We start from the raw sequence: 18,656 nt of genomic DNA on the forward strand, positions 1-18,656 counted from the left end.
ATCGAGGTGGAACTATGATGTCGGCAAAGCTTTGGGCCCCAGCCCTTACCGCTTGCGCATTAGCAACGAGTATTGCACTTGTTGGTTGTAGCAAAGATCCAAAGGATGCGCAGCAAGCTGGCGCTTCTCAACAAATGCCACCTACTGAAGTCGGTGTCATTGTTGCACAACCACAAAATGTAGAACAATCTGTAGAGTTATCTGGCAGAACCACGGCATTTGAAATCTCTGAAGTTCGCCCACAAACGAGTGGGATCATTCTAAAACGTTTGTTTGCGGAAGGCAGTTATGTACGTGAAGGCCAGGCACTTTATGAACTTGATTCTCGTACCAATCGCGCAACATTTGATAATGCCAAAGCAGCATTATTACAACAAGAAGCGAATTTAAGCACACTCAGAACCAAACTGAATCGTTATCAGCAACTGGTTTCAAGCAACGCTGTTGCAAAACAAGACTATGACGACTTAGTGGGTCAAGTAAATGTAGCTGAGGCACAAGTGGCAGCAGCACGTGCTCAAGTTAAAAATGCTGAAGTAGACTTAGGTTATTCAACCATCCGCTCACCAATTTCAGGTCAAACCAACCGCTCTACAGTTACTGCCGGTGCTTTGGTGACTGCAAACCAAACAGAACCATTGGTGACGATTCAACGTTTAGACCCGATCTATGTTGATATCAACCAATCAAGCTCTGAACTTCTTCGTTTACGTCAACAATTGAGTAAAGGTAGCTTAGACAGCAGTAACAACACGCGTGTGAAGCTGAAACTTGAAGATGGCAGTGACTATCCAATCGAAGGCCGTTTAGCGTTCTCTGATGCCAGTGTCAACCCAGATACAGGGACTGTGACGATTCGTGCGGTGTTCCCGAACCCGAATCACTTGCTGCTTCCAGGTATGTTTGCCAATGCACAAATCGTTCAAGGCGTAATCCCGAATGCGATGTTAGTGCCGCAAATTGCAGTGACTCGCACACCAACAGGTCAAGCGATGGCAATGATTGTGAATGACAAAGGCGTAGTAGAGCCTCGTCAAATCACCACAGTTGGTATTCAAGGCCAAGACTGGATTGTGACTGAAGGCCTTAAAACAGGTGAAAAAGTTATTGTTGACGGAATAGCGAAAGTTAAAGCTGAACAGAAAGTTGTTGCGAAACCGTATCAACCTAAAGCAGCAGCACCTCAAGCTCCAACAACAGATGCTAAAAAGACAGAAGGTAGTGCAAAAACTGAACAAAAAGCTACTTCAAACGCATAAGGGGTAGACGAATATGGCTCAATTTTTCATTCATCGCCCTATTTTTGCTTGGGTGATTGCACTGGTGGTTATGTTGGCGGGGGTTCTTTCGCTAACTACAATGCCTGTTGCTCAATATCCAACAATTGCACCACCAGTGGTGACAATTGCTGCAACTTATCCAGGTGCTTCTGCACAAACTGTTGAAAATACTGTAACGCAAATCATTGAACAACAAATGAATGGTTTAGATGGTTTACGTTACATTTCATCTAACAGTGCGGGTAATGGTCAAGCGTCAATCAACTTGAACTTTGAACAAGGGGTTGATCCAGACATTGCACAGGTTCAAGTTCAGAACAAATTACAATCTGCAACAGCGCTTTTACCTGAAGATGTACAACGTCAAGGTGTGAAAGTGACTAAGTCTGGCGCAAGTTTTATGCAAGTACTTGCATTTTACTCTCCAGATGGAAGTCTTTCTGGGGCGGACATTAATGACTATGTAAACTCAAACATCTCTGAACCGCTGAGCCGTGTTGCAGGTGTTGGTGAACTTCAAGTCTTTGGTGGTCAATATGCGATGCGTATTTGGCTAGATCCAGCGAAAATGAACAGTTTGCAAGTGACACCAAGTGACATTGCTGCTGCAATTCGTGCTCAAAACGCTCAAGTGGCTGTAGGTCAGTTAGGCGGTGCACCTTCTGTACAAGGTCAAGTGCTGAATGCGACTGTCAATGCGCAAAGTATGTTGCAAACACCTGAACAATTTAAGAATATATTTCTAAAAAATACATCTTCTGGTGCTCAGGTTCGCTTGGGTGATGTTGCGCGTGTTGAACTCGGGTCAGATAACTATCAGTTCGACTCTAAATTTAATGGTAAGGCTGCTGGCGGTGTTGCGATTAAACTGGCAACTGGTGCAAATGCACTAGATACAGCAGCGGCTGTAGAAAAGCGCCTCAGTGAACTTCGTAAAAACTACCCAAATGGTTTAAAAGATCAACTGGCTTATGACACCACACCGTTTATTAAGCTGTCGATTGAAAGTGTTGTACACACGTTGATTGAAGCTGTCGTGTTGGTGTTCATTGTCATGTTCTTATTCTTACAGAACTGGCGTGCCACGATTATCCCAACATTGGCTGTTCCAGTGGTTGTATTGGGCACATTTGCTGTCATTAACATCTTCGGTTTCTCAATCAACACGCTCACCATGTTTGCGATGGTCTTAGCGATTGGTCTTCTGGTCGATGATGCGATTGTTGTGGTGGAAAACGTCGAACGGGTAATGCAAGAAGAACACCTCGACCCTGTAGCTGCGACCGAAAAATCAATGCAACAGATTTCTGGTGCCTTGGTCGGTATTACCAGTGTATTAACTGCGGTATTCGTACCGATGGCATTCTTTGCGGGGACAACCGGTGTTATTTACCGTCAGTTCTCGATTACGCTAGTTACCGCAATGATTTTGTCACTGATCGTGGCATTAACCTTCACACCTGCCCTGTGTGCAACCTTGTTAAAACAACATGATGCAAACAAGCCAGAAAGTAATAATATTTTTGCGCGTTTCTTCCGTTGGTTTAACAGCAGCTTTGAAAAGCTATCCGTAAAATACCAAGGTGGTGTCAACCGTATGACCCATCATAAAGTATTTTCTGGTGTGGTTTATTTACTGGTGATTGCAGGCTTAGTTGGCCTATATAAAGCTTTACCATCCTCATTCTTGCCTGACGAAGACCAAGGCGTCGTCATGACTTTAGTTCAGCTTCCACCAAGTGCAAGCCTTGAACGTACCGATAAAGTCATCACCACAATGACAGACTATTTCATGAATAAAGAAAAAGAACATGTAGAGTCTATCTTTACTGTTTCTGGTTTCTCATTCACAGGTGTTGGTCAAAACGCAGGTCTTGCCTTTATCAAGCTGAAGGACTGGAGTGAGCGTACGACACCTGAGTCGCAAATTGGTGCCATCATCCAACGTGGTATGGCATTGAATATGATTGTGAAAGACGCATCTTACATCATGCCATTACAGTTACCTGCAATGCCTGAGTTAGGTGTGTCGGCTGGTTTTGACATCCAGTTGAAAGATGCAAGTGGTCAAGGTCATGAGAAATTGATTGCTGCACGTAATGCTATTTTAGGTATGGCTGCACAAGACAAACGTCTTGCAGGCGTGCGTCCTAATGGTCAAGAAGATACACCTCAGTACCAAATCAACATTGATCAAGCGCAAGCGGGTGCAATGGGTGTGAGTATTGCAGATATCAATACAACCATGAGCATGGCTTGGGGTGGTACTTATATCAATGACTTCGTTGACCGTGGTCGTGTGAAAAAGGTATATGTCCAAGGTGAAGCTAATACACGGATGATGCCTGAAGACTTGAACAAGTGGTATGTGCGTAATAGCGCTGGCACGATGGTTCCTTTCTCAGCGTTTGCAACTGGCGAATGGACTTATGGTTCACCACGTCTAGAGCGTTATAACGGTGTATCTTCTGTAAACATCCAAGGTACTCCAGCACCGGGCGTAAGTTCGGGTGATGCGATGCTCGCGATGGAAGAAATTATTGGCAAGTTACCGTCTATGGGCTTACAAGGTTTCGACTATGAATGGACAGGTTTATCTTTAGAAGAACGTGATTCGGGCAATCAAACAGGTCCGCTCCTTGTTCTTTCGATGCTTATCGTCTTCTTATGTCTTGCCGCATTGTATGAAAGCTGGTCTATCCCTGTTTCAGTATTGCTAGTTGTACCACTCGGTATTCTTGGTGCATTTGCATTGACATGGTTAGGTATGATCATTAAGGGCGATCCAAACTTATCGTTTAACATCTACTTCCAAGTTGCAATTGTTGCCGTAATTGGTCTTTCTGCGAAAAATGCGATCTTGATCGTAGAGTTTGCAAAAGAGTTGCAAGAAAAAGGTGAAGACTTGTTTGATGCAACCCTTCATGCTGCAAAAATGCGTTTACGCCCAATTATCATGACCACCCTTGCATTCGGTTTTGGTGTCCTTCCGCTTGCCCTTTCAACAGGTGCTGGTGCAGGGAGCCAACACTCGGTAGGCTTTGGTGTCCTTGGTGGTGTAATTAGTTCTACACTGTTGGGTATTTTCTTCATTCCAGTATTCTTTGTTTGGATTCGTAGTATTTTCAAATACAAACCTAAGAAACAAAATAATCAGGAGCAAACATCGTGATGCAAAAAGTATGGTCTATTTCAGGTCGTAGCATTGCGGTATCTGCACTTGCGCTTGCTTTGACTGCATGTCAAAGCATGCGTGGTCCAGAACCCGTCGCTCAAGCGGATATCCCAACAGGATATATTGGTTCAACGACAGGTCCATCTGTTGCAGAACAAGGCTATAAAGACTTTTTTGCTGATCAGCGTTTAGTCCAAGTCATCGAGTTAGCACTAGCCAATAACCGTGACCTCCGTACGGCGACTTTAAATATTCAACGTGCTCAGCAAGCGTATCAAATTAGCGAAAACAACCAACTGCCAACCATTGGTGCAAGTGGTAGTGTGCTTCGCCAAGATACACTCAGCAGCAACAAACCCATGACAACCTATAATGTTGGCCTTGGCGTAACTGCGTATGAGTTAGACTTTTGGGGTCGTGTTCGTAGCTTAAAAGACAATGCTTTAGACAGCTATTTGGCAACTCAAAGTGCACGTGATGCAACACAAATTTCGTTGATTGGTCAGGTTGCGCAAGCATGGCTGAGCTATTCGTTTGCTAATGCCAATTTAAAACTGGCAGACCAAACCTTAAAAGCGCAGCTTGAGTCTTACAATCTAAACAAAAAACGTTTTGATGTCGGTATCGACAGCGAAGTCCCTGTACGTCAATCGCAAATTTCGGTTGAAACTGCTCGTAATGACGTTGCGAACTACAAGACTCAACTTGCACAAGCACAGAACTTACTCAACCTGTTGGTGGGTCAGCCTGTTCCTGCAAACTTATTGTCTCCTCAACCTGTGAAACGCATTACCCAAAGTACAGCGTTGACAGCGGGCTTGCCAAGCGACTTGTTAAATAACCGTCCTGATGTCCGCGCTGCGGAATACCAATTGTCTGCTGCGGGTGCCAACATTGGTGCGGCAAAAGCACAGTTGTACCCAACCATCAGCTTAACGGGTACAGCCGGTTATGCATCGACAGATTTAAGCGATTTGTTTAAATCAGGTGCCTTTGTATGGTCACTTGGCCCAAGCTTAGATATTCCAATCTTTGACTGGGGCACACGTCGTGCCAATGTGAAGATTTCAGAAACTGACCAAAAAATTGCGTTGTCAGATTATGAAAAAACCATTCAAACCGCTTTCCGCGAAGTGAATGATGCATTGGCAGTACGTGAAAATATTGGTGACCGTTTGGCGGCACAACGTCGTCTGGTAGATGCAACCAACACCACCTATAAGCTTTCAACGGCCCGCTTCCGTGCAGGTATCGATAACTACCTGACTGTACTTGATGCACAGCGTACATCGTACTCGGCGGAACAAGGGTTGTTATTGCTTGAACAAGCAAACTTAAACAACCAAGTTGAAGTGTATAAAACCCTCGGTGGCGGAGTAAAAGCCAATACGTCTGATCAAGTGGTGAAACAACCTTCATCTTCAGATGTGAAATACAACAAAACAGCAAACTAAGGTTTGCAACATCAAAAGCTCACTTAGGTGGGCTTTTTTATTGCTTTTTGCTGGGCTTTTTCCTATCTTCAAAGATAATCAAATCATTTGAATATTGAACATTATGCTTTTAAGTAACCTTGAGTCTGTTCCTGGACATCGCATTTCTCAACAACTGGATGTGGTCTACGGCAGTACGGTTCGGAGTAAACATGTCGGGCGCGACTTTTTGGCAGGGTTAAAAAATATTGTCGGTGGTGAACTCACTGCCTATACCGAGCTTTTAGAAGAATCACGCCAAGAAGCCATGAATCGTATGATTGCAAAAGCACAAGGCTTAGGGGCCAATGCCATTGTAGGTATTCGTTTTTCAACCTCAAATATTGCCCAAGGTGCATCTGAGTTATTTGTTTATGGCACTGCAGTCCGTGTCACACCGTTAGACAACCATCTCCCCGATCCATTTCCAACACAGGCCTAAGCAATGGAAAGTTTAGTTTTCCAACTGCTGATCTTTGCGGTGCTCTTTAGCGTCGGTTTTGGCTTTGGTCGCTACAATGAACGTAAACATTTGGCGGAGCTTGAACAGAATGAGAAGCGTCTTGCCTACATTACCGTGGGTAATTTACGCAAAGTAAGCTTCGAACAGTCTGGGCACATGATCAGTAGCAATGTTGTGATTTCTCATGATTATTTCAAATATGTATTGGCGACCGTGCAAAACTTTTTTGGGGGTAGACTCACCAGCTATGAAAGTGTCGTCGATCGTGCCCGTCGTGAAGCCATCGTCCGACTCAAACTTGAAGCGGAAAAACACGGCGCAACGCATATTGCTTGTATGCGACTGGCGACCACAGAAATGGGCATGCAAGGCGGTATGGTCGAAGTCTTTGCTTATGGGACTGCCATTCAAAATCCTTAAACAGCGACTATTGACCAATTATCCATTCACTAAACTCAAACAGCATGAGCGTTCAAAATAGCTCATGCTCGCTCACCTTCTATCGTACATTCGGATGGTAGATTGCTCACTAGAGCATAACTCTCTACACTGAACACAATAAAAATGGACATTACCTACACTGTAAATAGGTCACAGATAATGAAATCTTTAGCACTGAAAATAAGTATGGCTGTACTCAGCATGATTCCACTTGTAGCCAAAGCTGAATTAATTGTACTGGCATCGCCTCAAAGTAATGATGCGTACTATAGCTGAATACTTAATTTATTATCACACCTAAAACCATAGGATATGAGGTTTTACAGATGTTTCCATGTGCTAGTGTTTTTAGAATTTAGCTATATGTAAAAATGATTGATGATATTTTTGATTTTCACGTCGATTATGCAAAAAAAATTATTAAAAATGGAGACAATGTCGTTGTTCTGACGGACAAAGGCCTCTACCCCGACTATGTCAAAGCCTTGGGCAAAAAGCATGTGGCCATCGCACCGATGCATGACATTTGGATGCGCGACTTCACCAGCGCTAATCCAGCTCAACCCGTCATGTTCCGCTACACGGCCGCAGGACAAGGTGGCGCTAAAAAAGGTCAGGCCATTTCAGATGAAGTACAAGACGAATTTAAATACTACAGCCAAAAGGCTGGCTTACAGTTTACGCAAAGCAAACTATTGAATGATGGCGGAAACTGGGTGGAAGATGGTTATGGCAATGTCGTCCTTAGCACCAAATTTCTAGCGGATAACAAGCTCACCGAAAGCGAAGCGCGTAAAAAACTCATGGCTCTAACAGGTGCAAAGCAGATTGCGTTTATTGAAGCCGATGAACAAGGGGGCTTGGAACATGCCGATGGCGTAGTAAGCTTTGTCGACCAAAATACCTTGGTGATTAACTCTTACCCTGAAGATCCCGACTATGCCAAGCAACTCAAAGCAGATTTAAAGCGCGGCATTCCCAATGTTAAAATTCGTGAAATCATCACCCCTTATGATGGTAGCGAAATCTACGATGAAAAATTTGGTTCTGCATGTGGCCTATACACCAATATGTTGGTGACGCCTGAACGGATTTACTTCCCGCAATTTGGGATTAAAGAAGATGCTGTCGCGTTACAGCAAATTCGTAGCGTAACGAAGCGTACTGTTGTTCCAGTACAGTCTTCAAATGTCTGTCATATGGGCGGCGGTGTACGTTGTATGTCTTGGCAAGTGCGTGGGAAAAATGCGGAATTGTTCTTAAACTATTTAAATAAAATCAGTAAGTAGTACAACTCTATCCCCTCTATCAAAGTATAGGGAATATGGGAACAACATCCCCAAAAAAGCAGGTGGAAGTGACTTTCCTCCTGCCTTTTTCAATTTACTTCACTTTCATCTTACGAATCATTTTATACAACGTTGTAGGCGATAAACGAGACACCAGAACCCCCATTTTCTCCTTACGTCCACCGACTACGATGTATTCTTCACCTTTGAGCAAAGCACTCACCACCGTTTGCGCAAAAATATCGGGTTCTAAACCATTTTCAATCGCTTCGTCTTGATGACCCTGTGGTTTACCCGCGCCATTTAAAGCATTAAACGAGACATTGGTTTTAACAAAGCCTGGGAAAATCACCGATACATCTACGCCCTCATTGGCCACTTCGGCACGCAGGCTATTTGCCCACATATGAATGGCAGCCTTGGCTGCTGAATAGCTGGCACGGTACTGCGTCCCCAACAACCCCGCAACACTCGAAACAAAAGCAATACGGCCAGATTTTTGCGCTAAAAATGTCGGCAGAACGGTTTTGGTTAAAAACACTTGTGAGAAATAATCCACTTCCATAATCGCACGTTCAGTCTGCATGCTGGTGTCAGCAATCAAGGCACGCTGGCTTAACCCCGCATTATTAATCAGCCAATCAATTCGACCTTTTTTCTGTAGCACTTGCTCATAGGCATGGCGAACTTGAGCTTCGTCGGTAATGTCGGCACAAATGGAAATGTGTTGATCCGGATTCAGCAGCCCGACACGAACTTTTTCGAGTTCGTCAAACCGTCTTGCCGTGAGTACCACCTCTGCCCCTTGTAAAGCACATTCTTTAGCCAGTGCCTCACCTAACCCTGAAGATGCCCCCGTAATCCACACCACTTTAGCGTCTAAACTGTTTAACTGTGCCATGTCCTTATTGCCTCATACCGAAGTTTTATTTGCAGATTGATCATTTAAAAAAGTCAGGAAATGATCAAAATATTGACTCATCATCTGCGCATCATAGATACGCCCTAATTTATCAAAACGTTTATAGCCCAATTGGGTCGTCAAATTAATCACCCCATTTAGTGTTTTATCGACCACCAAATTAAATTTAAGCATTTTTTTGGGTTCGCGAACCAGACTGGTCACCCCTTGATCGACAATTTGCGTAAACACTTTCAAAGCTGGAGTAACATAGCTGTTATTGCCCTTTTCCATCTGTTCCGCACAACCCAAAAGTTCGGTGACTAAAGTTTTTTCGACTGGGTAGCTTAAAAAATGCATGCTCTCGGTGTCATACATCCTTTGCTCTAGATAATTCACCATTGGAATTAGACGGTCATTTGAAAAAAAAGACACGGACCACGGCATGTACTTACGCATAGTGTCCACAATGTGCTGAATAACTTTCTCAGACTCCCCATCGACTGAGGTAGACAAGCGTGCAAGATCGCCAAAGACTTGATCAATCACTTCACATGAAATATCCGCTAAAACATCACCCAAAGGTTTGGCAAGACTTTGGCTTTCACCGGCATTAAGCTGTTGATGAATGTGAGCAAAGCGTTGGTGAGTTTCAGGTTTTAATTTTAATGATATTTGATAAGTCATAGTGATCCCCCCTTTTTTTGATTTTTACTGCGAACACTGCGCACTCTAGGTTTAGACACATCATAAAGCGCTCTGCTTCATGTCGCAATTGCTAGATCAACGCATTTGCTTTACATGCCCCCATTTGCCATTTCTTTGCTACAATAGATGCAATTTTTTATCTACTTTTGAACTGTTTGAACTATGACTGATTCAGCGCAAAATATTGCTACAACTTACGATCCGACCGAGATCGAGAAAAAATGGTACCAAACTTGGGAAGAGCGCGGCTATTTCAAGCCCTCTGAAAAAGGTGAGTCATTTTGTATCATGATTCCGCCACCAAACGTCACCGGTAGCTTGCACATGGGTCATGGTTTTAACAATGCCATTATGGATGCCTTAACACGCTACAACCGGATGTCTGGTAAAAATACCTTATGGCAACCAGGTACAGACCACGCGGGTATTGCAACGCAAATGGTGGTTGAACGTCAGTTGGGTGCTCAAGGTGTCAGCCGTCATGACCTTGGTCGTGAAAAATTCATCGAAAAAGTCTGGGAATGGAAAGAACAATCAGGCGGTACGATTACACGTCAAATTCGTCGTTTAGGTTCTTCAGTAGACTGGTCGCGTGAACGCTTCACCATGGATGAAGGTTTATCCAATGCAGTCAAAGAAGTCTTCGTAAAACTGCATGAAGATGGCTTAATTTACCGCGGTAAACGTTTGGTAAACTGGGATCCAAAACTGCAAACTGCCCTTTCTGACCTCGAAGTTGAGTCGGATAAAGAAGAAGCAGGTTCACTCTGGCACTTCAAATATTTCTTTGAAGATAAATCACTACGCACTCACGATGGTAAAGATCACATCGTTGTTGCGACGACTCGTCCTGAAACATTATTGGGTGATACTGCTGTTGCTGTTGCGCTTGATGATGAACGTTATACTGATCTAGTAGGTAAAAACATCATCCTACCGATTACAGGCCGGGCAGTTCCAATCGTTAAAGACGAATATGTAGACAAAGAATTCGGTACAGGTTGTGTGAAAATCACCCCTGCGCATGACTTCAATGACTATGAAGTGGGTAAACGCTGCGAATTGCCAATCATCAACATCTTCAACAAAAATGCGGAAGTATTGGCTGAGTTTGAATACATCGCGAAAGCAGGCGAACAAATTTCTAAAACCATCCCTGCCCCTGAGGACTATATTGGTTTAGAGCGTTTTGAAGCACGTAAAAAGCTGGTTGAACAAGCAGAGGCTGAAGGCTGGTTAGATCAAATCCAACCGTATACCTTGAAACCACCTCGCGGTGACCGTTCAGGTGTAATCGTTGAGCCATTATTGACAGATCAATGGTATGTAAAAATTGCACCATTGGCGCAACCTGCCATTGAAGCGGTTCAAGATGGTCGTATTAAGTTTGTTCCTGAACAGTACAGCAACATGTACATGGCGTGGATGAACAACATCCAAGACTGGTGTATCTCTCGTCAACTTTGGTGGGGTCACCGTATTCCAGCTTGGTACGATGCTGAAGGCAACATCTATGTGGGTCGTGACGAAGCTGAAGTCCGTGCCAAAAACAACATCCCTGCTGATGTTGCACTTAACCAAGACGAAGACGTACTCGACACTTGGTTCTCTTCTGCGCTGTGGACATTCTCAACTTTAGGTTGGACTGGCGATGCTTCGATCGATGCGGAAAACTATTTCCTCAATACCTTCCACCCAACGGATGTATTGGTGACTGGTTTTGACATCATCTTCTTCTGGGTTGCTCGTATGATTATGTTTACGATGCACTTCATGAAGAATGAAGATGGTACGCCACAAGTTCCGTTTAAAACGGTATACGTTCACGGTTTAGTCCGTGATGGCGAAGGTCAAAAAATGTCGAAATCTAAGGGCAACGTACTTGACCCATTAGATTTGATTGACGGTGTTGACCTTGAGACTTTGGTACAAAAACGTACTACAGGTCTGATGAACCCGAAACAAGCGGCGAAGATTGAAAAATCAACCCGTAAAGAATTCCCAGAAGGTATTCAAGCTTACGGTACGGATGCGGTTCGTTTCACGTTCTGTGCACTTGCGAACACGGGTCGTGACATTAAGTTCGACATGAAACGTGTTGAAGGTTACCGTAACTTTGCCAACAAAATCTGGAACGCAACCCGTTTCGTGATGATGAACTGTGAAGAACAAGTGATTGGTACTGAAGTTCGTCAAGATCTTTGGGAATTGCCTGAACAGTGGATCGTGAGCCGTCTGCAAAAAGCAGAAGCTGCGGTACAACAAGCCTTTGCAACTTACCGTTTAGACTTGGCTGCACAAGCGATTTACGAGTTCATTTGGAATGAATACTGTGACTGGTATGTCGAACTGACCAAACCTGTTCTGAATGATGAAAACGTATCTGTTGAGCGTAAAGCTGAAGTTCGTCGTATACTTCTTGCAGTAATGGAAGCGTCTTTACGTCTTGCACACCCAATCATGCCGTACTTGACGGAAGAAATTTGGCAAACACTTGCACCGAAACTTGGTATTTCTGGCGAAACTATTATGCTGGCGCAGTACCCTGTTGCTAACCCTGAGCGTGTAAACGAACAGGCTGAAGCAGATATGCAATGGCTTCAAGGTTTGATTGGTGCAGTACGTAACATTCGTGGTGAAATGGGCTTAGGTAATGCACGTTTATTACCAGTGCTTCTACAAAACACAACGGAAGCTGAGAAAGCACAGATCACACGTATTGAAGCGTTGTTTAAAGCTTTAGCAAAAGTAGAAAGCATTACGTTCTTGGCTGATGGCGAGCAACCGCCATTGTCTTCATCAAGCGTTGTTGGTCACGTGTCTGTATTCGTCCCAATGAAAGGTTTAATTGACCCGAAAGCGGAATTGGGTCGTCTACAAAAAGACTTAGACAAGGTGCAAAAACAGCATGACCAAATTGCAACTAAACTTTCTAACGAAGGTTTTGTGGCGAAAGCCCCTGCTGCTGTTGTTGAAGGTGAGAAAGTCAAACTTGCTGAGTTTGCTGATCAGTTAGCGAAGATTAAAGCGAATATGGAGCAAATTTCGGCGCTTTAATGTGTTGTTAGTTTGATCTAATTTGTGTATAAAGGGCTGATTATTCAGCCCTTTATTTTTAGAATCAAACTAATCTATATCCCCAAGAGTATCCAATTATCTTATCCAAAAAAAGACTATCATCATCAGATAAGTTATGTTTGCTGCCAAATTTATTTTTAAATTCTTGTAAAAATTCTTGGGTGACTCCCATAAAATATTCTGGTACTTCGTAATGAGATATATTTTTTAATAAATCATTTTCACCATATAGTTCGTCTAAAAGTTTTTTTGCATCTTTCAGCATTTCTTGTTGTTTGAAAAATGCTAAATTATTTTCATCAATGAAATCAGGATTCGTCTCTACCAATGTAGTACCGTGAGCTAAAATATTTCTTAAGCGGAATAATATTTTTATTTTCTTAAATAGTGCTTTATCAATTTCAGTATCGAAATGAAATTTTAGGTAACTAAAGTAATACTTAAATACATTCTCAATCCCGCCATCATTTTCAACACGAATTAAAAAGTTATCTAAAATATTTTCATAAGGACTTTTAGTATCTTGACCTTTCTTAGAGTTCTCTTCTACATGTTTATTAATCACAGCTCTTAAATTCTGTGACAAAATAAATCTAAGAATGCCTTCAATTATTGCAGCATTTAAAGATAACAATGGGAAATTATATACATAATTATCAATTCTTCTAGAATCACGAAAGAATGTATCCACGCTCATTCCAAATGTTTTTGCTAACTCTTCTTTTGATTCCGTTGGTGCATTTTTTCTTTTATGAAGCAATGCTAATTCTTCGTAGCTTCTAAGTAAAACTTGATTAGTAGCTAAATTATAATAAGACATTTTTTCCCCTAATAAGACATTAACAATAGACTTCTTGCGTTAGTCAAATTTTAAGTAGCCGAAAGCTATATTTTATGAGGTTTTAGCCAATTCAAAAAATAGATAAAACTATACTTTCGCAAGAGGTCTAATCAATTAATTATATCAATAAATCTATTTTATATTATTAAACCTTAGTTATTAAATTAAATAGTTTTAATCTAGAACATATCTGCCACAAATCCTCCAAAACTCTATCCGTCAAGCCCCAACACATCAGAATTCCAGTACCGCACGGCAGTTAAGCCCAAAGCCTCTAAAAAAACTTGGTTCGTTCAACATCATATGCCATGAGATCATTAGTTCCATGCTGACTGCCATCCAACTCAATGATCAAGCCAATTTCATGACAGTAAAAATCCACAATATACGGTGCAATCACATACTGTCCGCAAGGAGGTGAGGGAAAATCAAAGTACCCCATGTTCCAACAACATCTCCACCCCACTCAGCTTTTTCATATACACATGCTCAGCTTTTACTTTTTTTGCTTATTTATCAGAGGTATGCAAAGCCATCTACGCCACCAAAGCAATCAAGTCATTAAAGATGGAAAATACGCTAATCGATCAAAAGCGTAAAGTCTTTCCAACGGAGATGCTGTGCGTAACGTGATTTATCTAGCAATTGTGATGCAGCGTCTAAAAAGTGAAATACGCTTATCTTGCGCTGCTGTGCAGCTCATGGCGTTTAGCCATGAGCCGCGTTATTATTGAATTTGTTGACCGCCCCTAAGCAATCACCTTTAATTGATGAAAATCAATTACACAAAATTATTTACAGGCTCAACCCACTTTAAAAATTAAATGACCAGCCGAATGCTCTATTTTTAAGTAAGTTTTTTAAACAATCAAAATCCTTATAACTATTTAAACACTGTTCATCTTGCAATAGCTTTCTTCGAATTTCTGTCAAATCATATTGGTACTTCTTAGCCAAATCAGCAGGTTTAAAAGTCTGTTTATAAAAACCAGAGCTTTCCCAATCAAATGAGTAAATAATGTGATCTAACTCAATTTGCAATTGTTCAATTTGATCTTCTAGCAATAGATTATAAGATTTCAAATGTTCATTTGCGATTTTAACTGCTTGTTTTTGATCACCTTGTTCTGTATAAGCACGTAACTTTAACAGCGTAAGTAAATCTTTTTCTTCAAGTGCAGTATTTGCTTGCTGCAAAAGCTCAGTTTTCTCTATACGTTTTTGCTCATCTCTTTCGCGGTCAGGATGGATCACAGAGGCAATTTTTAAATAAATGCTTTTTAATGACTGCCCTGCCATTTTTTTTGCATCTTCAAGTTGCATTTGCTTCTTTAAAATTTTCTTTTTTTCTTTTTCTGCAAACTTTTGATATGCCTCACGTTCATGATCATTAAGTTGATTTTGAATGAAATCAGCTTCCTCTCGATCAAATTTTTCTTTTACTTTTTGCATAAACTCTTCAAGATTTTCGAGATCAAAATCAAAGTCAATCCAGTCCTCAGACACACCCAATTGATCTGCAAGAATTTCTTTCATCACTTGTTTTTGCATCATTTCATCAACATCATGCTCTGAATGAAAATCATCCTCTGTATCATCTACTTGTGATGTAGGCAAATGATCATGGTCTTCTAAAATTTTGTAAAATTGAGCAATGACGATGGTCAATGCATGTTGCTCTTCAGACAGATTGGGATTATTTAAAAGTTGACTCACTAAAATTGAGATTTTTTTATCTAAACGCTCTAAATGGGTTTTAGCAAGTTTATGCGATTGTTTATATTGCCAAAGTACCTCTAGTTGACTAAATAAAACTTGGTGCCATTGGGCATATAATGGCAAGATTTCAAAACTTGCATCCTCCTGTACTTTTTGTTGTGCTTGTTGCCACTCAACCAAAGAGAGTTGTAATTTCTCAATTTTTTGAATCTGACGATTAAACTTTTTTTGTTGTGGGGATAAATTTTCAGTTTCTTGATACAAACTTAAATCTAAAATGCTCATGACTTTATTTCAATACAAATGCGATTTGACTCAATATTTTAACAGAAAGCATGCCTACGACTATTTGTTTAAAAAGTAAAATCTTATCTCATAGAACCCCATGCTCCATCAAGATCTTCATCCCACTCACCTTTTTCATATGCTTTAAACGTTCCTTTTCCCACTTCAACTGCTGTTTTAACTCGGTAGCATCCTGATCTATGACCTTATACACATCACTCATTTTGAGCTGTTTGGTATTGATATGACTACTCAAGTGAAAAGACGCAAAGATCTCATCTAATTGACCTTGTAAACTCTGACTCTGCGCTTCCAAAGCCAACTGATAAAACTTCACTTGTTCCGAACTTAAAGCTTTTGAGCTTAGGCCTTTATTGGTCTCTAGCTGTAACTGGAGTTTCAATAGATAAAATAAATCCTGCTCTGCGTAAGCTTCATTGACCGTCTGCAAAAGTTCGGTCTTCTCTAACTTCTTCGTTTCGTCAGGTTCACGGTCAGGGTGAATCATCGCGGTAATTTTTAAATACACCGTTTTCAGTGACTGCGCTGCCATTTTGGCGGCTTGCTCGCGTTTTTCTTGTTGTTTTAACTGCTTGGCACGTTCTCGCTCTGCTTCATATTGGGCAGAATCGTATTCATAATTTTCCCAGTCTACATCCACGTTTTGTTCTACTATTTCAGCGAGGTCATGATTTTGTATTGAGTTCGCTTTGGTTTTCTTCGAGCGTATATGCTCTGCATGCTGCATATAGAAAGTATCAATTTTCTCTACTTGCTCTTTCTGCGCTGAAGTTAGCATTTGTGATTTTCTTAGCATCTTGGCTAAAGCGGCTATTTTGGTGTCAATCTGCGCCAGATCAACTTTGCTAAAGCCATCGCTGGCTAAGTGATTCCATAGAGTATCAAGCTGTGCAAATAAAACCGTGTGTAACTCGCTATACACAGGTAAAAGCTTACTGCGCGTATAGTTTTGAATATCGGCTTGCGCATTTTTCCATGCTGCCAGTTCTTGTTTTTGTTGTTCAATCTGGTCAATTAAGCGATTTAATTTTTTCTGCTGCGGGCTAAGCCTCGCCTCTGGCTGAGCCGTCGTTTTTAACGCTGAAGACATAACCCATCCAATCCAATACAAAGGAGAAATTATAGCGCGATCTGAGCGTACAAGCAGTGCTACTCTCTTTGAGCCAAGTTTAAAATCTGAGTGATTCAAATTTTGAGTGAAAAAAAGCCCATCATTCGATGAGCCTTTTATTGAGTGAAATAGCTTTACCAATAGTTTTCGACCGCAATATTTCCTTCACCACGGCGGTTCATGGTCAGACCACGTGCTTTCAGGGCTTCTTTGGTGTCTTCAACCATTTGCGGGTTACCACACAGCATCACATGGCTGGTTTCTGGGTTGAGACTCAAACCAACTGCTTTTTCAAGCTCACCATTTTCAATCAGTACAGGTAAGCGGTCATGCAATGGCGCATGCGGATCACGGGTAATAATCGGCACAAACTTAAAGCCTGTATGCCCTTCACCAAAAGTCTCTGCAATTTCTTGAATACGTGTTGCATACGCCAGTTCGGAGGCTATACGTACACTATAGACCAGAGTAATGCTCTCGTACTTCGACCACGTCTCAAAGTCTTGTAACATTGAAATAAAAGGTGCCAGCCCTGTGCCTGTGCCCAGTAACCATAAATCTTTTGGTAACGGCAGTTGATAACGCGCCAAAGTCAAAAAGCCGTACGGGATCTTTTCGAGGTAGATGTCGTCATCGACTTTTAAGTGTTGTAAGTTCGAAGTAAATGCACCTTCAGGCACCACAATCGAGAAAAACTCTAAAGTTTCATCAAAGGGAGAGGACACCACCGAATACGCTCGAACCACCAATTCATCACCCACTTTGATGCCAATACGGGCAAATTGTCCTGCGGTAAACTTAAAATGTGCAGGTCGCGTCATAGTGAAGCTAAAAAGTGTATTGGTCCAACGGTGTACGGATAAAACCTTTTCTAGGCTAAATTTTTCAATTGACATGATTTCAGCGTGGCATCAAAGACGTTGCTCATGTTAGCATGACCACATAATTTGTTAATATTTTTTAAATGTTAAGGCTATATTCATGCGCATGACTTTACGCCAGTTGGCGGTTTTTGTAGCAGTTGCTCAAGAAGGCACAGTAACCAAAGCCAGTGATGCGGTTCGACTCACCCAGAGTGCTGCGAGTATGGCTTTAGCAGATCTAGAAGACGGTTTGGGAGCTCCTCTGTTTGACCGTCTAGGTAAGCGTCTTCAGCTCAATGATCTGGGTCGTTTCCTGCTGCCACAAGCTTTAGAAATTTTGGGTCGCTGTGATGCTTTCGAGCAAGCCGCTAAAGGTGAGTTACAAAGCATTGATTTGCGTTTGGGTGCAACCCTGACCATCAGTGACTACCTCATGCCTGACCTAATGGCTGATTTCTTACAAATTCAGCCTCAAGCCCATTTACAACTGCAAGTTGGTAACACCCGTCAAATGATTGAGGCGGTGAATCAGTTCCAACTGGATTTGGCCTTGATTGAAGGCTCTTGTCACTTGCCACAACTGCAATGTATTCACTGGCGGGACGATGAATTAGCGGTCTGCTGTGCACCAGAACATCCTTTGGCGCAGTTAAATCGCACATTAACGCCTGAAGACTTTAAATCGGTCGAGTGGATCTTGCGCGAAGAAGGTTCAGGTACACGTGAAGTATTTGATAATGCTATTTTGAAAGACTTGCCTGATGCCAATATCCGTCTGACCTTGGGTCATAATGAAGCGATTTTAAAAATCGTGGCAGGTGGTTTAGGGATGTCATGCATTTCAAAACTGGCAACGGAACCTTTGCGCGAAAAAGGCCAGTTGGTGGTACTTGATACTCCGTTCTGGTCTCTAACGCGTCCACTGTTCATGTTGGTGCATCGTCAGAAGTACCAAGGCCCAGGACTCAAAGCCTTTATGAAATTCTGCGAAAAATAAGTAAGCAAAAAG

At 42.0% G+C, this 18,656-nt stretch carries 13 protein-coding genes and 2 pseudogenes; 8 read left to right on the forward strand and 7 right to left on the reverse strand.

Features of this window, described 5'->3' with window-relative positions; translation table 11 throughout:
* The first annotated feature begins 14 nt into the window (after positions 1–14).
* The 6 genes and pseudogenes from AC4CUX_RS02975 to AC4CUX_RS03000 all read left to right on the forward strand — a co-directional run bounded on the left by AC4CUX_RS02975 (position 15) and on the right by AC4CUX_RS03000 (position 8,120).
* Positions 15–1,259, forward strand: a complete 1,245-nt coding sequence (locus tag AC4CUX_RS02975) for an efflux RND transporter periplasmic adaptor subunit (RefSeq protein ID WP_490792165.1) — start codon at positions 15–17, stop codon at positions 1,257–1,259.
* A 13-nt stretch (positions 1,260–1,272) separates the two neighbouring features.
* The gene (gene adeJ / locus AC4CUX_RS02980; protein WP_490792166.1) at positions 1,273–4,452 is read left to right on the forward strand and encodes a multidrug efflux RND transporter permease subunit AdeJ; all 3,180 of its coding nucleotides are present in this window, start codon (positions 1,273–1,275) and stop codon (positions 4,450–4,452) included.
* Positions 4,452–5,909, forward strand: coding sequence for a multidrug efflux RND transporter AdeIJK outer membrane channel subunit AdeK (gene adeK, locus AC4CUX_RS02985; RefSeq protein WP_178928237.1), 1,458 nt, complete (start codon positions 4,452–4,454; stop codon positions 5,907–5,909). The genes adeJ and adeK overlap by 1 nt, the downstream gene beginning before the upstream one ends.
* 103 nt (positions 5,910–6,012) lie before the next feature.
* Positions 6,013–6,369: a YbjQ family protein gene (locus tag AC4CUX_RS02990; protein ID WP_094148967.1), complete on the forward strand. Its 357-nt coding sequence runs from the start codon at positions 6,013–6,015 to the stop codon at positions 6,367–6,369.
* 3 nt (positions 6,370–6,372) lie between these two features.
* The gene (locus AC4CUX_RS02995) at positions 6,373–6,810 is read left to right on the forward strand and encodes a YbjQ family protein (protein ID WP_005400359.1); all 438 of its coding nucleotides are present in this window, start codon (positions 6,373–6,375) and stop codon (positions 6,808–6,810) included.
* A gap of 180 nt (positions 6,811–6,990) precedes the next feature.
* Positions 6,991–8,120 (forward strand): annotated as a pseudogene (locus tag AC4CUX_RS03000) (agmatine deiminase family protein).
* A gap of 94 nt (positions 8,121–8,214) precedes the next feature.
* On the opposite strand, the gene AC4CUX_RS03005 reads toward AC4CUX_RS03000, so the two are convergent.
* Positions 8,215–9,021 (reverse strand): SDR family NAD(P)-dependent oxidoreductase, encoded by an 807-nt coding sequence (locus AC4CUX_RS03005; protein ID WP_148825618.1) that lies wholly within the window; start codon positions 9,019–9,021, stop codon positions 8,215–8,217.
* Positions 9,022–9,033: 12 nt separating this feature from the next.
* A complete protein-coding gene (locus AC4CUX_RS03010) occupies positions 9,034–9,708 on the reverse strand; it encodes a hypothetical protein (protein ID WP_490792167.1) in 675 nt (224 codons plus the stop codon).
* Positions 9,709–9,891: 183 nt separating this feature from the next.
* Here AC4CUX_RS03010 and AC4CUX_RS03015 point away from each other — a divergent pair, with 183 nt between their 5' ends.
* The gene (locus AC4CUX_RS03015; RefSeq protein ID WP_490792168.1) at positions 9,892–12,786 is read left to right on the forward strand and encodes a valine--tRNA ligase; all 2,895 of its coding nucleotides are present in this window, start codon (positions 9,892–9,894) and stop codon (positions 12,784–12,786) included.
* A gap of 64 nt (positions 12,787–12,850) precedes the next feature.
* On the opposite strand, the gene AC4CUX_RS03020 is transcribed toward AC4CUX_RS03015, so the two are convergent.
* The 5 genes and pseudogenes from AC4CUX_RS03020 to AC4CUX_RS03040 form a co-directional block, all read right to left on the reverse strand.
* The gene (locus AC4CUX_RS03020; RefSeq protein WP_126037605.1) at positions 12,851–13,627 is read right to left on the reverse strand and encodes a hypothetical protein; all 777 of its coding nucleotides are present in this window, start codon (positions 13,625–13,627) and stop codon (positions 12,851–12,853) included.
* 166 nt (positions 13,628–13,793) lie between these two features.
* Positions 13,794–14,054: pseudogene (locus AC4CUX_RS03025) on the reverse strand (endonuclease domain-containing protein); the annotation flags it as partial.
* Positions 14,055–14,461: 407 nt separating this feature from the next.
* The gene (locus AC4CUX_RS03030) at positions 14,462–15,652 is read right to left on the reverse strand and encodes a molecular chaperone DnaJ (protein WP_490792169.1); all 1,191 of its coding nucleotides are present in this window, start codon (positions 15,650–15,652) and stop codon (positions 14,462–14,464) included.
* Positions 15,653–15,740: 88 nt separating this feature from the next.
* Positions 15,741–16,763, reverse strand: a complete 1,023-nt coding sequence (locus tag AC4CUX_RS03035) for a molecular chaperone DnaJ (RefSeq protein ID WP_490792170.1) — start codon at positions 16,761–16,763, stop codon at positions 15,741–15,743.
* 155 nt (positions 16,764–16,918) lie between these two features.
* Positions 16,919–17,680: a ferredoxin--NADP reductase gene (locus AC4CUX_RS03040; protein WP_490792171.1), complete on the reverse strand. Its 762-nt coding sequence runs from the start codon at positions 17,678–17,680 to the stop codon at positions 16,919–16,921.
* Positions 17,681–17,765: 85 nt separating this feature from the next.
* Between AC4CUX_RS03040 and gigC the strand changes: the two genes are divergently transcribed.
* Positions 17,766–18,644 (forward strand): LysR family transcriptional regulator GigC, encoded by an 879-nt coding sequence (gigC, locus tag AC4CUX_RS03045; protein WP_004695408.1) that lies wholly within the window; start codon positions 17,766–17,768, stop codon positions 18,642–18,644.
* Positions 18,645–18,656: the final 12 nt, after the last annotated feature.

The sequence above is a fragment of the Acinetobacter sp. 231_lipA genome (assembly GCF_058243005.1).

Excerpts from the sequence above, each read along its gene's own strand:
- AC4CUX_RS02975 (WP_490792165.1), top strand. The coding sequence starts at position 15 with ATGATGTCGGCAAAGCTTTGGGCCCCAGCCCTTACCGCTTGCGCATTA.
- adeJ (WP_490792166.1), top strand. The coding sequence starts at position 1,273 with ATGGCTCAATTTTTCATTCATCGCCCTATTTTTGCTTGGGTGATTGCA.
- adeK (WP_178928237.1), top strand. The coding sequence starts at position 4,452 with ATGCAAAAAGTATGGTCTATTTCAGGTCGTAGCATTGCGGTATCTGCA.
- AC4CUX_RS02990 (WP_094148967.1), top strand. The coding sequence starts at position 6,013 with ATGCTTTTAAGTAACCTTGAGTCTGTTCCTGGACATCGCATTTCTCAA.
- AC4CUX_RS02995 (WP_005400359.1), top strand. The coding sequence starts at position 6,373 with ATGGAAAGTTTAGTTTTCCAACTGCTGATCTTTGCGGTGCTCTTTAGC.
- AC4CUX_RS03005 (WP_148825618.1), bottom strand. The coding sequence starts at position 9,021 with ATGGCACAGTTAAACAGTTTAGACGCTAAAGTGGTGTGGATTACGGGG.
- AC4CUX_RS03010 (WP_490792167.1), bottom strand. The coding sequence starts at position 9,708 with ATGACTTATCAAATATCATTAAAATTAAAACCTGAAACTCACCAACGC.
- AC4CUX_RS03015 (WP_490792168.1), top strand. The coding sequence starts at position 9,892 with ATGACTGATTCAGCGCAAAATATTGCTACAACTTACGATCCGACCGAG.
- AC4CUX_RS03020 (WP_126037605.1), bottom strand. The coding sequence starts at position 13,627 with ATGTCTTATTATAATTTAGCTACTAATCAAGTTTTACTTAGAAGCTAC.
- AC4CUX_RS03030 (WP_490792169.1), bottom strand. The coding sequence starts at position 15,652 with ATGAGCATTTTAGATTTAAGTTTGTATCAAGAAACTGAAAATTTATCC.
- AC4CUX_RS03035 (WP_490792170.1), bottom strand. The coding sequence starts at position 16,763 with ATGTCTTCAGCGTTAAAAACGACGGCTCAGCCAGAGGCGAGGCTTAGC.
- AC4CUX_RS03040 (WP_490792171.1), bottom strand. The coding sequence starts at position 17,680 with ATGTCAATTGAAAAATTTAGCCTAGAAAAGGTTTTATCCGTACACCGT.
- gigC (WP_004695408.1), top strand. The coding sequence starts at position 17,766 with ATGCGCATGACTTTACGCCAGTTGGCGGTTTTTGTAGCAGTTGCTCAA.